Here is a 13,716-nt window from a genome sequence, read left to right on the forward strand (position 1 = left end):
CGTGGGCAACCCGGTACGCATGTGGCTAATGGTGCAGCCTACGCGGCAAGCTATCAATCAGTGTGAATAGGGTAAAGACGGTTCAGATCCAAACCGTACCGTGGACGGCCGCCCACCTGGGCCACACATTGCGCACCGGCACGGCAACCCGCCTCCAGCGCGAGCGCGGCGCCCGCCCCCTGAAGGGTGGCGGCGAGATACCCGGCCGCGAAGGCGTCACCGGCGCCCGTGGAGTCCACGACCTCGGCGGACACGCCCGCGCACGTCGCCGTGACCTTGCCGTCCACCGCCACCAGCGCGCCCTCGGCGCCCAGCTTCACGACCGCCGTGCCGTACGTCTCGCTCAGCAGCACGGCGGCCCGTTCCGGCGAGGTGACGCCGGTCAGGACCAGCGCCTCGTCCAGGTTCGGGATGATCAAATCGGCCGCGGACGTCTCCCGCATGAAACGTTCGACGCCGAAGTCCCGCAGCGGGCCCGTCGAGGCCGGGTCGATGCTGACCGGCACCCCGGCGGCCACGGCGTCCCGGACGGCGGCCCTGGCCAGGCGGAGGCCGGGCGCCGCGAACAGCGTGTAACCCGACAGGTGCAGCCGGCCGACCCCGTCGAGCAGGGACGGGTCCCAGTCGGCGTCGGAGATCAGCCCGCCCGCGCCGCGGTTGGTGAGCATGGACCGTTCGCCGGTCTTGTCCACCATGGCGATGACGACCGCCGTGGGATGCTCCCGGTCCACCACCACGTGGGGCCGGACCCCGGTCCTGACCAGCTCGGTCGTGTGCCACTCGCTGCTGTCGTAGCCGAGCTTGGCCAGCAGCCGCGAGTCGGCCCCCAGGTGGGCGGCCCAGGCGGCGGTGTTCGCACCGGAGCCGCCGGGGCGCAGCACGATCTCCGCGGCGGTGTCGGTGCCCGCCATGACCGGGGAGCCGTGCAGCGCCACCACGTCGGTGACGACGTCACCGATCACCAGGAGCCCGGTGTCGCTCACGCCCGCGACCAGGCCACGGCGATCTCGGCGGCCAGGGCGGTGTTCCCGCGCACGGCGGCCAGGTTGGCCTCCAGCGACGCGCCGCCGGTGCCGTTGACGAGGTAGCTGAGCAGGAACGGCGTGATCGCCTGCCCCTTGACGCCCTCGCGCTCGGCGGCGGCCAGCGCCTCGGCCAGCACGCGGTCGTGCAGCGCCGGGTCGAGCTGCCGGTCCTCAGGCACCGGGTTGGCGACGATGAACGCGGTCTCCGGGCCGGCCAGCGCGTCCTGGCCGCGCATGACGGCGGCGGCGTCCTCGGGCGACTCGATCCGCCACTCGATCGGCTGGCCGGAGGAGTTGAGGTAGAAGCCGGGGAAGGTGTCGGTGCGGTAGCCCGCCACGGTCACGCCGCGCGTCTCCAGCCGCTGCAGCGTGGCCGGCACGTCGAGGATCGACTTCACGCCCGCGCAGACGACCGTGATGCGGGTGCGGGCCAGGGTGTCGAGGTCGGCGGACTCGTCCTGGTCCTCGGTCCAGCCGCGGTGCACGCCGCCCAGACCGCCGGTCGCGAAGATCCGCACGCCGGCGCGGGCGGCCAGGAACGACGTGGCCGACACGGTGGTCGCCCCGCTCGCCTTCAGCGCGGCGGCCAGCGGCAGGTCGCGCTGGCCCAGCTTGCGCAGCCCGGACTCGGTGGCGATGCGCTCCAGCTCCAGCTCGTTCAGGCCGATCCTGGCCACGCCGTCGAGGACGGCGATCGTCGCCGGGACCGCGCCCGCCGCGCGGACCACTCCCTCCAGCTCGCGGGCCACCTCCAGGTTGCGCGGCTGCGGCAGGCCGTGGGAGATGATCGTGGACTCCAGGGCCACGACGGGCGCGCCGCCCGCCAGGGCCTCGGCGACCTCGTCGGACGGCTGGAGAAGGGGATCGGTGGCGCTGCGCATGACGGGTTTCAAGCTCCTTGAGTGGTCCTGGCCGGTTCAGGGAGAACGGCGTGCCTGACGGAATTTGTTCCGAACAGAGCAGCGTACGGTGGCCTGGCCAGGACGTCCACTCGGGCGGCCTCACAGCAGCACGGCGACCCCGGTGAGCGAGACGGCGGCGATGAGCCCGGTGGCGATGGCGCCGAGCAGCACGGCCCGCCCGCCCTTGACGAGTTTGCGCACGTCGATCCCGGTGCCCAGGCCGAACAGGGCGGCGGCCATGAGCACGTTGGTGACCTGCGGGACCGCCCGCGTGACCACGTCCGGCACCCAGCCGGTGCTGCGGACCGCCACCATGACGAGGAAGGCCGCCACGAACAGCGGCATGACGGGCGTGCGGCGCCCCTCCCGCCGGCTCGCCGCGGGCGCACCGGTCGCAGAGCGGCGGGCCCGGAAGGACGTCAGGGCGACGATCGGGGCCAGCAGGACGACGCGGGCCAGCTTGACCGTCACCGCGGCGGCCAGGACGCCCGACGCCGCGCCGATCGCGGCCACCTGCGCCACCTCGTGCACGGCCGCGCCGGTCCAGACGCCGAGCTGGGCCGGCGACAGCCCGAGCAGCGCCGCCAGCGCCGGGACGGCCACGATGGCCGCGCTGCCGTAGAGCACGACCACGCTCAGCGCGGCGGCCGCGTCGTCGTCGTCGGCGTCGTCCGCGCTCTCGCGCATGGCCGCGACCGCCGCCGCCCCGCAGATCGACACCCCGGTCGCCACCAGCAGCGACGTGCCGGACGACAGGCCCAGGCGGCGGCCGATCAGCGGCGTCACGGTGAACGTCACGCCGGTCGCCGTGACCACGATCACCAGCGTCTGCCAGCCGAGCGCGAGCACCTGCGGCAGCGCGATCTGGAGCCCGAGCAGCGCGATCGCCACCCGCAGCACCCGCCGGGCCACGAACGCCAGCCCCGGCCTGAACCGCTCCCAGACGGCCCCCGCCCCCGCCCACCGCGCGGACGTCGCCGCCCAGGCCGCGAGGTTGGCCAGGACCGCCCCGGACAGCACCGCGATCACCGCCGGGCTGAACGCCGGGGCGAACCGGTTCGCCACCACGGCCACCACCACGGCGACGACCGCCAGCCCGATGCCCGGCCACACCGACGCCGCGGGGACGGCCGGCGCCGCGCCGCCTCGGGGGTCGAGGGCCGGCCGGGGCGCGGTGAGCGGGGAGATCCGCTGGTCGGGGAGAGGCATGATCCCAGTCTTCGGGGCCCGCGTACCGGCCGGTAGACACGCGTTGACTGGGAGGCCATAGCCTGTGGCTATGAGTGCGCTGCCGGATCTCGACTCGCTGAAGCTCCTGGTCGACGTGGGCGAGCTGGGCAGCCTGGGCCAGGCGGCCAAGGCGGCGGGCATGGCCCAGCCGTCGGCCAGCAAGCGGGTGGCCATGCTGGAGCGCCGCCTCGGCGTCCCGCTGCTGGAGCGCACGCCGCGCGGGTCCACGCTCACCGCCGAGGGCCGCATGGTGGCCGGGTGGGCGGCCCAGGTGCTGGCCGCGGCCGAGGAGCTGATGCGGGCCGTGGAGGCCGTGCGGCACAGCGAGGCGGCCCACCTGCGGGTGGCCTCCAGCATGACGGTGGCCGAGTACCTGGTGCCGCGCTGGCTCGGCGAGCTGCAGAACCGCGAGCCCGAGGTCCAGGTGGGGCTGGACGTGGTCAACTCCACGGACGTCGCGGCCAGGGTGCTGGGCGAGGAGGTGGAGCTCGGGTTCGTCGAGGGGCCGACCGTGCCCGAGGGGCTGGACAGCCGGGTGGTGGGCACCGACCGGCTGGTCGTCGTGGTGGCCCCCGGCCACCCCTGGGCGCGCCGCCGTACGGCCCTGCGCGGGGCCGAGCTGGCCGCCACGCCGCTCGTGGTACGCGAGCCGGGCTCGGGTACCCGCGAGACCCTAGACGTGGCGTTCAAGAGCCTCCACCGGGCCAGCCCCCGCCTGGAGCTGGGGTCGAACTCGGCGGTCAAGGGGGCGGCGCAGGCGGGGGCCGCGCCCGCGGTGCTCAGCGGTTACGCGGTCGAGGCCGACATCGCGACCGGCCGCCTGGTCGAGGTGCCCCTCGCCGGGCTCAACCTGGTCCGCAACCTGCGCGCGGTGTGGCGGCGCGGGCGTTCGCTCACCGCGCCGGCCGCCACGCTGCTGGCCATCGCCAGCCGTCCCTGAGGACGTCCGGAAAGGGGCCGTTGACGCCGCCCGAAGCACGATCTAGCTTTCGCTTTGGAAAGTTTCCTAAAAGTAAGAGCGTGTTCACCCCCCGAACCTCAGGAGACTCCGTATGAGCCTTCGTCGTCCCCTCGTCGCCCTGGCCGGATCGGCGGTGATGTGCCTGGCGGCGGCTGGCCTCGCGCCGTCGCCCGCCCTGGCCGCGCCCACCGACTGCACCGCCTGGGTCAGCGGCGGCTACGCCTACAGCAGCTGCGCCTCCGGCACCGGCCAGCACGCCGTCGGGGTGGAGCAGTCGCACCCGTACGCCGGGCCCATCGTCCTCACCGGCGGCTGGACGGCCGTCGGCGGGGTGTCCTCGGTACGGCTCACGCCGTGGCCGGTCAAGCGCGTCTGGGTCAACAGGACGGGCTGACGGATCCGGGCCCGGCCGGGAGGGGACCCCGGCCGGGTCCACCCGCGAGCGACCGCACCATCTCCTCGCAAACCGTTGACTAAGGGCACAGGTCGGGTCATAAGGTGCGGGGATGGGTGCGTATGACGTCGTCGTGGCAGGTGGCGGGCACAACGGGCTGGTCGCGGCCGCCTACCTCGCCGGAGCCGGCCGCCGGGTCCTGGTGCTGGAGCGCCTCGGGCACGTCGGCGGCCTGGCGATCTCCACGCGCGCCTTCCCCGGCGTGGACGTCCGTCTGTCCCGCTACTCCTACCTGGTGAGCCTGCTGCCCACCCAGATCGTCCGCGACCTGGGCCTCGACCTCGACCTGCGCCGCCGCCGGTACGCCTCCTACACCCCCAAGGGCGACACCGGCCTGCTCGTCGACAACGAGGACGAGGCCCGCACCGCCGCCTCCTTCCGCACCGTCACCGGCGGCGAGCACGACCACCGCGCCTGGCGCGACTTCTACGCCATGACGGCGGACGTGGCCAGGACCCTGGCCCCCACGCTGCTCGAACCCCTGCGCACCCCCGCCGAGATCGAGCGCCTGGTCGGCCCGGAGGCCTGGCGCGACCTGTTCGCCCGGCCCGTCGGCCAGACCGTGGACGAGCGGTTCGCCGACGACACCGTGCGCGGCGTCGTGCTCACCGACGCGCTGATCGGCACGTTCGCCGACCCGTCCGCCGACCTGCTGGCCAACAAGTGCTTCCTCTACCACGTGATCGGCGACGGCACCGGCGAGTGGAACGTCCCGGTGGGCGGCATGGGCGCGGTCTCCGGCGCGCTGGAGCGGGCGGCCAGGCGGGCGGGGGCCGAGATCAGGACCGGCGCGGAGATCGTCGGCATCTCGCCGTCGGGCGAGGTGACGTACGTCGCCGAGGACGGCGAGCACACCGTGGACGGCCGCCACGTGCTGGTCAACCTGCCCCCGGCGGTGCTGGGCCGGGTGCTCGGCGAGCCCGCGGCCGTGCCGGAGGGGGCGCAGCTCAAGGTCAACATGGTGCTCGCCCGGCTGCCCCGGCTCAAGGACCCCTCGGCCGATCCCCGGGCCGCCTTCAGCGGCACGTTCCACATCAACGAGGGGCGCGACCAGCTGGCGAAGGCGTACGAGCAGGCGGCGCGAGGGGAGATCCCGGATTCGCCGCCCGCGGAGGTCTACTGCCATTCCTTGACGGACCCGTCCATTCTGGGGCCGGAACTGCGGGGGAAGGCCGAGACGATGACCTTGTTCGGCCTCCACATGCCAGCCCGACTTTTCCGGGAAAATCCAGAAAAAGCGCGTGAGAATGCGTTGCGGGCCACGTTCGCCTCCATGAACGCGGTGCTTGCCGAGCCCATCGAGGACTGCCTGCTGCGCGCCCCCGACGGCACCCCGTGCGTCGAAGTGAAGACCCCCGTCGACCTGGAGCGGGACGCGGGGCTGCCGGGCGGCCACATCTTCCACGCCGACCTGAGCTGGCCGTACGCGCAGGAGAAGGGCTGGGGCGTCGAGACCGGGCACGAACGCATCCTGCTGTGCGGCGCCGCGGCCCGCAGGGGCGGCGGCGTGAGCGGGATCGGCGGCCACAACGCGGCCATGGCGCTGCTGCGGCCCTGAACCGCGCCGGAGACGCCCGTTTCCCCGTATTTCTCAGGACACCTCGTGAACCCGTTCATCGTGCTCTCATAGTGGGCTCATATCTTGTGACACATGAGTGAGCCCGCACGGTTGCTGGTGGTGGACGACGAGCCCGCGTTGCGCGAGGCGCTGCAGTCGAGCCTGGAGTTCGAGGGCTACCGGGTCGGCACCGCCAACGACGGCCAGGCGGCGCTGGCGGCGCTGGCGGCCGAGCCGTACGACGCGGTGCTGCTCGACGTGATGATGCCGCGGCTCGACGGGCTCACCGCCTGCCGGCGGCTGCGGGCCCAGGGCAACCACATCCCCGTGCTCATGCTCACCGCCCGCGACGCCGTCGGCGACCGCGTGTCCGGGCTCGACGCGGGGGCCGACGACTACCTGGTCAAGCCGTTCGAGCTGGACGAGCTGCTGGCCCGGGTGCGCGCGCTGCTGCGCCGCGGCGCGCTCGGCACGGGCGCCGCCGACGGCGGCACGCTGTCCTACGGCGACCTGCGCATGGACCCGGCCACCCGGGAGGTCACCCGCGGCGCCCGCGCGCTCGACCTGACCAGGACCGAATACCTGCTGATGGAGCTGTTCCTGGCCCACCCCCGCCAGGTCCTGACCCGCGACCAGATCCTCAACGAGGTGTGGGGCTTCGACTTCGAGCCCACCTCCAACTCCCTCGACGTGTACGTCATGTACCTGCGCCGCAAGACCGAGGCCGGGGGAGAGCCCCGGGTGATCCACACGGTCCGCGGGGTGGGGTACGTCCTCCGGGCGACACCGTGATCCGCAACAGCCTGCGCACGCGGCTGACGCTGCTGGTCACGGCCGCCGTCGCGATCGCGATCGCGGTGTGCGCCGGGCTGTCCTGGTTCATCGTGCAGAACCAGGTCATCAGGCAGCTCGACCAGACCATCCTGGAGCCGGAGGGCGAGGGGGACAAGCGGTTCCTCCAGAAGAACTGCACACCGGAGGGCTCCTCCGACTACCACGACATGGCCACGCTGCTGTTCGCCGACGGCAGGACCTGCTCGCTCGGCTCGCCGATCGTGCCGGTGGAGGACGACAAGAAGGCGATACCCGGACCGGGCGAGCCGGTCTACCGCAACGGCGTGACGCGGGACGGCAGCGAGGTCCGGGTCGTGGCCGTCAACTTCGCGCCCGGCGTGGCCGTCCTGGAGGCCAGGCCGCTCTATCACATCAAGATCACCCTGCGGAACACCGCGCTCGCGCTCGCCGCCATCGCGGCCGTCGGCGTGATCGGCGCCGCACTCGCGGGACGGGCCATCTCCCGTACCGCCCTGCGGCCCGTGGGCCGGCTGACCAAGGCGGCCGAGCACATCGCCGAGACCGAGGACCTCAACACGCGCATCCCCGTCCAGGGCAACGACGAGATCGCCCGGCTCAGCTCCTCCTTCAACGCCATGACCGCCGCCCTGGCCGGTTCCCGCGAACGCCAGCAGCAACTCGTCGCCGACGCCGGTCACGAGCTGCGCACCCCGCTCACCACCCTGCGCACCAACATCGACCTGCTGCTGCGCAGCGAACAGACCGGCAGGCAGCTCGACCCGGGCGCCAAGGAACGCCTGCTGGTCAACGTCAAGGCGCAGTTCGCCGAGCTGTCCACGCTGGTCGGCGACCTGCTCCAGCTCGCCAGGGGCGACACCGACCACGAGCCGCACGTCGAGCTGGCCCTGCACGACGTCGTCACGGCCGCCGCCGAACGCGCCCGGCTGCGCGGCGCCGACGTGCGCACCGACCTGAGCCCCTGGTACGTCGTCGGCAGCCCCGCCTCGCTCGAACGCGCCGTGCTCAACCTCATCGACAACGCCCGCAAGTTCAGCCCCGAGGGCCAGGTCGAGGTCTCGCTCAAGGACGGCCGGCTGACGGTCCGCGACCACGGCCCCGGCATCCCCGAGGAGGAGCTGCCGCACGTCTTCGAGCGCTTCTGGCGCTCGCCCTCGGCCCGCGGCCTGCCCGGCTCGGGGCTGGGCCTGGCGATCGTGGCGCAGGCCGTGTCCGAGACCGGCGGCAAGGTACGGCTGTCCAACGCGCCCGGCGGCGGCGCGATCGCGACCATCGATCTTCCCGGAACTCTCACTCGTCACTCACAATCGGATAAGTCCTCTTAAAGACCCGAATCGTGAGCTGGCTGCATGGAGACAACAGCGGTAAGGACGCGCCTGGTAGAGGTGGTCGTCCCGGTCCACAACGAGCAGCGGGCGCTGCGGGAGAGCGTCGCCCGGCTGCACGCCTACCTCGCCACCACGTTCCCGTACGGCTTCCGCATCACCATCGCCGACAACGCCAGCACCGACGACACCTGGCGGCTGGCCACCGAGCTGGCCCGTGAGCTGCCGCAGGTACGGGCCGTGCACCTCGACGAGAAGGGCCGCGGCCGGGCCCTGCGCCAGGTCTGGTCCACGAGCGAGGCCGATGTCGTCAGCTACATGGACGTCGACCTGTCCACCGACCTGGACGCCTTCCTCCCGCTGGTCGCCCCCCTGCTGTCGGGCCACAGCGACCTGGCCATCGGCACCCGCCTGTCCAGGGCCTCGCGGGTGGAGCGCGGGCCCAAGAGGGAGTTCATCTCCCGCTCGTACAACCTGCTGCTGCGCTCGGTGATGGGCGCCGGGTTCTCCGACGCCCAGTGCGGGTTCAAGGCCGTGCGCACGGAGATCGCGCAGGCGCTGCTGCCCGCCGTCGAGGACGAGGAGTGGTTCTTCGACACCGAGCTGCTGCTGCTGGCCGAGCGGCACGGCCTGCGCATCCACGAGGTCCCCGTCGACTGGGTGGACGACCCCGACAGCCGCGTGGACCTCCTGCGGACCGCCCTGGACGACCTGCGCGGGCTGGCCAGGGTGGCCCGCAGGACGCTGTCCGGTGCGGCGCGCCTGCCGATGCCCGCCCGGGTGCGGCGGGCCGAGCTGCCGAGGGGGATGGCCAGGCAGCTGCCCAGGTTCGCGATCGTGGGCGTGGTGAGCACGCTGGCCTACCTGGCGCTGTTCTCGATGTCGCGGCAGGTCGTCCCCGCGCAGCCGGCCAACGCGGTCGCGCTGCTGGTCACGGCCGTGGCCAACACGGCGGCCAACCGCCGTTTCACCTTCGGGGTCAAGGGCTCGGGCGGGGCGCTGCGCGACCAGTTCGAGGGCCTGATCGCGTTCCTGGTGGGGCTGGCGCTGACGTCGGGGAGCCTCGCGCTGCTGCCCGGCGGGGTCTCGCACGGGGTGGAGCTGGTGGCGGTCATCGCGGCCAACGCGGCGGCCACTCTCGTCCGGTTCCTGCTGCTGCGCGTGTGGGTGTTCAACCCCCGGCGCAGGAGCGGACGGTGACCGCCGTCGCCGCGCCCGCCCGGGCGCGCGCGCTGACCGGCGCCGCGGGCGACCCGCGCTGGTCGCGGCCCGCGATGTGGACGGTGCTGGCCGCCGCCTTCGTCCTGTACGCCTGGGCGCTCAGCGGGGACGCCAACGAGTACTACGCCGCCGCCGTCCTGTCCGGCACGCGGAGCTGGAAGGCGTTCTTCTTCGGCGCGATCGACGCCGGGTCCTTCATTACGGTGGACAAGCCGCCGCTCGCGCTGTGGGTCATGGGGCTGTCGGCGCGGATCTTCGGCTACGGCACGTACAGCATGCTGATGCCGCAGGTCCTCGCCGGTGTGGCGGCCGTCGGGGCGGTGTACTCGGCGGTCCGCCGGTCCTTCGGGCGCACCCGTCAGGGGCACGTCGCGGCGCTGGTCGCGGCCGTGGTCATGACGCTCACGCCGATCACGGTCGCCATCAACCGGGACAACAACCCCGACACCGTGCTCGTGCTGCTGCTGGTGCTGGCGGCCTGGTTCTGCCTGGAGTCGCTGCGCACCGCCCGGCTGCGGCCGCTGCTCCTCGCCGCGCTGTTCGTGGGGCTGGGGTTCAACGCCAAGATGTTGCAGGCGTACCTGGTGGTGCCGGCGTTCGGGGTGGCGTACCTGGTGTGCGCCCGCCACGGCCTGGCCAGGCGGGCGGGGCACCTGCTGGCCGCCGGGGGCGTGCTGGTGGTGTCCAGCGCCTGGTGGATGGTGGTCGTCGACCTCTGGCCCGCCGCCTCGCGGCCCTACGTCGGCGGCTCGACCGACAACACGGTCCGGGACCTGGTGATCGGCTACAACGGGCTCGGCCGGATCTTCGGTCAGGACCGGGCCGGCGGCGGGCCCGGCGGCGCGAACTTCGGCGGGCAGGCCGGGGCCGGGCGGCTGTTCAACGACGTCATGGCCGGGCAGATCTCCTGGCTGTTGCCGTTCTGCGCGGTGGCGCTGGCCTTCGCCGTGCTGCTGCGGGTGCGCGGGACCCTCTTCGACGGGGGCGCCTGGCTGCTGTGGGGCGGCTGGCTGGTCGTCCACTACGCCGTGTTCAGCTTCTCCAGTGGCACGTTCCACCCCTACTACACGACCGCGATGGCGCCCGCCGTGGCCGCGCTGACGGGCATGGGGGCGGCCGTGATGTGGCAGGCCTACCGGGGGTCGCGGGGCTGGGCGTGGGCGCTGCCCGTGGCGGTCGCGGTGACCGGCGGGTGGGCGTTCGTGGTGCTGCGCCGTACGCCGGAGTGGCTGCCGTGGCTGGCCTGGGTCGTGCTCGGGGCGACCACAGTGGCCGTGGCGGCGCTGGTGACAGTGATCGTGACCGGGCTCGCGACAGGGTCCGCGACAGGGGCCGTGACAGGGTCCGTGACAGGGGCCGTGGCGGGGCTCGTGGCGGGCAGGGGGCGGGGGGCGGGCCGGGTGACCGTCGTGGCGCTGGCGGCCGCTCTGGTCGCGGGGCTGGCGGGTCCGGCGGCCTACGCCGTCTCACCGCTGGGGGCGCGGGTGAACGGGACCAACCCCACGGCGGGCCCGTCCACGAGCCGCATGGGCGGCCCCGGCGGCCCCGGCGGCTTCGGCGGCCCGCCACCGGGCGGCGAGTTCCCCGGCGTCCGGACGGGCGCCCTCCAGGGCGGCGAGCCGCCGCAGGGGCAGCCGGGCGTCCGGAGCCGCGGTCCCATGGGCGGCGGCGTGGCCGACGCGACGGTGAAGTACCTGGTCGCCAACCAGGGCAGGGCGACGTGGCTGGTGGCCGTGGGCAGCGCCCAGCAGGCGTCCTCGATCATCCTGGCCACCGGCCGCCCGGTGATCGCCATGGGCGGCTTCACCGGCTCCGACCCCGCGATGACCGTCCCCCGCCTCCGGGAACTCCTCTCCTCCGGACGGCTCAGGTACGTGCTGCCCGGCGGCCGGGGCGGCCCCGGCGGCGGCGAGACCGAGGTGACCGCCTGGGTCACCGCCAACTGCGCGGCCGTGGCCGGCCACACCGGCCTGTACGACTGCGCACATTGAGGAAGGAAGCGACGGCGGCCGCGGGGCCCGTCCCCGCGGCGCGCTATAGGCTGATCGGGTGGCGAGTACGACCCGGGCCGATCAGGCCGACCAGCGCAGAGCAGAGCTTCTCGAGGCCACCCGCAAAGTGGTGCTCGAACGCGGCCTGGCCAACACGCGCATCGCCGACATCGCCAAGTCCATCAACGTCAGCGGCGGCCTGATCCACTACCACTTCGCGACCAAGGACGAGCTGATCACCGCCATGCTGCGGGCCACGCTCGACATCGAGAGCGCCCGGCTCAAGGAGCTGGCCGACGGCCCCGGCACGGCGGTGGAGCGCCTCGACCGGGTGCTGCGCTACTACATCCCCGAGTCGCGCTCCGACCAGAGCTGGCTGCTCTGGATCGACGCCTGGAACACCGCGCTGCGCGAGCCCGCGGTCAACGCGATCATGCTGGAGCTGGAGACGGCCTGGCTCGACGCGCTGGCCCAGGTGTTGGCGGCCGGCACCGAGGCGGGGGAGTTCGCGTGCGCCGATCCGGCGGGCGCGGCCGAGCGCATCGACGCCATGCTCGACGGCCTGATCATCCGCTACACCCTGCATCCCAACGTGCTCGACCGGGCACGGCTGCTGGCCCACGCGCGCACGGCCGCCGCCGGGGAGGCCGGCATCGCGGTGGAGCGGTTCGGCTGAACCGGGCCGGGCCTGGGCCGGGCTTGAGGCGAGCTTGAGCCGGGCCCGCGTCAGGCGGGCAGGGCGGCCAGCAGGAAGGCCAGGCGGGCCGCGGCCGACTCGACGTCCTCGGCGGTGCCGAGGCGGTAGCCCCACGACGTGATGTACGCGCCGTCGTCGGAGCAGGTCACCGTCTCGGCCAGGGTGGCGGAGAACCGGTTGCGCACCGACACGTACGCCGGGTCGCTGGCCAGCGCGACATTCTGCACCGAAAGATCGGCGTGACGGCCCGCGTGCCACGCGAACCGCTCAAGGCAGAGCGCGGTATCAAGCATCATGCGTCACCTCCGCAACGTCTCGCGACAGAATTGCACGATCTTGCTGCGGGTGGCAAGCAATTGCTGAGGTTAATGTGGGGTTTGTTGCAGGTATTCGCGAAGAATACGGATGATGACTTCTCGCCCGGGCTCGCCGAACTCCGCCACCTTGGCGTAGTCGTCGAAGGCCCGCACGTAGAAGGCGATGTCGTCGGGGTCGCGCAGCACGAGGTCCTTGGTCATCGTGGCGACGCCCACCATGGCCTCGTTGTAGATCCAGAACCCGTTGATCGGCGCGGACGGCAGCTCGGTGCCGAAGGGGATCACCCCGAACTCCACGTTGGGCAGCGTGCTGACGGCCAGCAGCCGGTCGAGCTGGCCGCGCATGACGTCGGCCGGGGCCAGCGCGCTGCGCAGCGCCGACTCCGGCACCACGAACCGGAACGTGCGCGTGCGGTCATAGAGGATCTCCTGGCGCTGCATGCGCACGCGGACGGCCGCGTCGATCTGGTCGGCCGCGCTGTAGAGGCGCTTGACCTTGCGGAACACGTGCCGGGCGTACTCGGAGGTCTGGAGCAGGCCGACGACGATGCCGGGCTCGAAGACGCGGAACAGCTTCGTGCGCGCCTCCAGGTCGCGGATGTCCTCCTGGAGGGCGGCCAGGCCGCTGCGGTGACGCTGCTTCCAGTCGTCGTGCCGTTCCAGCAGCGCGATGGCCTGCCTGATGAGCTCGTCGGTCGTGTCGGGCGTGGCCCCCACGGCCTGCGCCCACACGACCACGTCGTCCTCGGTCGCCGTCTGCCTGGCGTTCTCCAGGCGGGAGACCTTGGACGGCTGCCAGCGCAGCCGCTCGGCCAGGTCCTTGCCCGACAGGTGGGCGGCCTCGCGCAGCTGGCGAAGCTGGCCGCCGAGGTCGATGCGCGCCTGCTGATAGGACGTCACGCGGCAAGAGGCTAGCTCCGCGGGCACCGATCAGGCCAGGCCCAGCCGCGCAATCGTGATCAAGCGGTTGCCGACGGTGTCCCGTCGCTGGTGGGCCGGGCGCCGGCTGACCCGTCGGGCAGGACCCGGCGGGCGATCTCGGTGAGCAGCTCGCGGGGCACCTCGACGGCGGCCTCGCCGTCGAGCACGTCGCGGAGGTCCGCGAGCGCCTCGGGGTCGGTGACCTGAAGTCCCTGGACGACGATGGTGCCGCGATCGGTCTCGTACAGGGTGGGGCAGGCGCCCGCCTCCGAGGTGGAGCCGAGGAACCGCATGCGCATGA

At 73.2% G+C, this 13,716-nt stretch carries 14 protein-coding genes; 8 read left to right on the plus strand and 6 right to left on the minus strand.

The window, feature by feature from the left end:
• Nucleotides 1-53 precede the first annotated feature (53 nt).
• The 3 genes from AB0J76_RS19200 to AB0J76_RS19210 form a co-directional block, all read right to left on the minus strand.
• Nucleotides 54-983 (minus strand): PfkB family carbohydrate kinase, encoded by a 930-nt coding sequence (locus AB0J76_RS19200; protein ID WP_352320278.1) that lies wholly within the window; start codon nt 981-983, stop codon nt 54-56.
• Nucleotides 980-1,906 carry a pseudouridine-5'-phosphate glycosidase gene (locus AB0J76_RS19205; RefSeq protein WP_352320276.1) on the minus strand — a complete coding sequence of 309 codons (927 nt, stop codon included), beginning with the start codon at nt 1,904-1,906 and terminating at the stop codon, nt 980-982. Before AB0J76_RS19205 ends, AB0J76_RS19200 begins: the two co-directional genes overlap by 4 nt.
• Nucleotides 1,907-2,026: 120 nt before the next feature.
• The gene (locus AB0J76_RS19210; protein ID WP_352320274.1) at nt 2,027-3,136 is read right to left on the minus strand and encodes a putative sulfate exporter family transporter; all 1,110 of its coding nucleotides are present in this window, start codon (nt 3,134-3,136) and stop codon (nt 2,027-2,029) included.
• 70 nt (nt 3,137-3,206) lie between these two features.
• Here AB0J76_RS19210 and AB0J76_RS19215 point away from each other — a divergent pair, with 70 nt between their 5' ends.
• The 8 genes from AB0J76_RS19215 (at nt 3,207) to AB0J76_RS19250 (ending at nt 12,156) form a co-directional block, all read left to right on the plus strand.
• Nucleotides 3,207-4,097, plus strand: a complete 891-nt coding sequence (locus AB0J76_RS19215; RefSeq protein WP_352320272.1) for a LysR substrate-binding domain-containing protein — start codon at nt 3,207-3,209, stop codon at nt 4,095-4,097.
• 112 nt (nt 4,098-4,209) lie between these two features.
• The gene (locus tag AB0J76_RS19220; RefSeq protein ID WP_352320270.1) at nt 4,210-4,512 is read left to right on the plus strand and encodes a hypothetical protein; all 303 of its coding nucleotides are present in this window, start codon (nt 4,210-4,212) and stop codon (nt 4,510-4,512) included.
• A gap of 112 nt (nt 4,513-4,624) precedes the next feature.
• Nucleotides 4,625-6,130, plus strand: a complete 1,506-nt coding sequence (locus tag AB0J76_RS19225; RefSeq protein WP_352320268.1) for an NAD(P)/FAD-dependent oxidoreductase — start codon at nt 4,625-4,627, stop codon at nt 6,128-6,130.
• Between the two features lie 93 nt (nt 6,131-6,223).
• Nucleotides 6,224-6,922 (plus strand): response regulator transcription factor, encoded by a 699-nt coding sequence (locus AB0J76_RS19230; RefSeq protein WP_352320266.1) that lies wholly within the window; start codon nt 6,224-6,226, stop codon nt 6,920-6,922.
• Nucleotides 6,919-8,268 carry a HAMP domain-containing sensor histidine kinase gene (locus tag AB0J76_RS19235; protein WP_352320264.1) on the plus strand — a complete coding sequence of 450 codons (1,350 nt, stop codon included), beginning with the start codon at nt 6,919-6,921 and terminating at the stop codon, nt 8,266-8,268. The genes AB0J76_RS19230 and AB0J76_RS19235 overlap by 4 nt, the downstream gene beginning before the upstream one ends.
• A gap of 24 nt (nt 8,269-8,292) precedes the next feature.
• Nucleotides 8,293-9,468: a bifunctional glycosyltransferase family 2/GtrA family protein gene (locus tag AB0J76_RS19240; RefSeq protein WP_352320262.1), complete on the plus strand. Its 1,176-nt coding sequence runs from the start codon at nt 8,293-8,295 to the stop codon at nt 9,466-9,468.
• Nucleotides 9,465-11,480, plus strand: a complete 2,016-nt coding sequence (locus tag AB0J76_RS19245) for a glycosyltransferase family 39 protein (RefSeq protein ID WP_352320260.1) — start codon at nt 9,465-9,467, stop codon at nt 11,478-11,480. The genes AB0J76_RS19240 and AB0J76_RS19245 overlap by 4 nt, the downstream gene beginning before the upstream one ends.
• A gap of 58 nt (nt 11,481-11,538) precedes the next feature.
• A complete protein-coding gene (locus AB0J76_RS19250) occupies nt 11,539-12,156 on the plus strand; it encodes a TetR family transcriptional regulator C-terminal domain-containing protein (protein WP_352320258.1) in 618 nt (205 codons plus the stop codon).
• A gap of 50 nt (nt 12,157-12,206) precedes the next feature.
• Here AB0J76_RS19250 and AB0J76_RS19255 read toward each other — a convergent pair whose 3' ends face one another.
• From AB0J76_RS19255 to AB0J76_RS19265, 3 genes are all read right to left on the minus strand, one after another.
• The gene (locus AB0J76_RS19255) at nt 12,207-12,473 is read right to left on the minus strand and encodes a hypothetical protein (protein WP_352320256.1); all 267 of its coding nucleotides are present in this window, start codon (nt 12,471-12,473) and stop codon (nt 12,207-12,209) included.
• A gap of 69 nt (nt 12,474-12,542) precedes the next feature.
• Nucleotides 12,543-13,394 (minus strand): helix-turn-helix transcriptional regulator, encoded by an 852-nt coding sequence (locus AB0J76_RS19260; RefSeq protein ID WP_352320254.1) that lies wholly within the window; start codon nt 13,392-13,394, stop codon nt 12,543-12,545.
• 59 nt (nt 13,395-13,453) lie between these two features.
• Nucleotides 13,454-13,714: a hypothetical protein gene (locus AB0J76_RS19265; RefSeq protein ID WP_352320252.1), complete on the minus strand. Its 261-nt coding sequence runs from the start codon at nt 13,712-13,714 to the stop codon at nt 13,454-13,456.
• Nucleotides 13,715-13,716: the final 2 nt, after the last annotated feature.

Source organism: Nonomuraea sp. NPDC049624, assembly GCF_040675255.1.
Lineage (GTDB): Bacteria > Actinomycetota > Actinomycetes > Streptosporangiales > Streptosporangiaceae > Nonomuraea.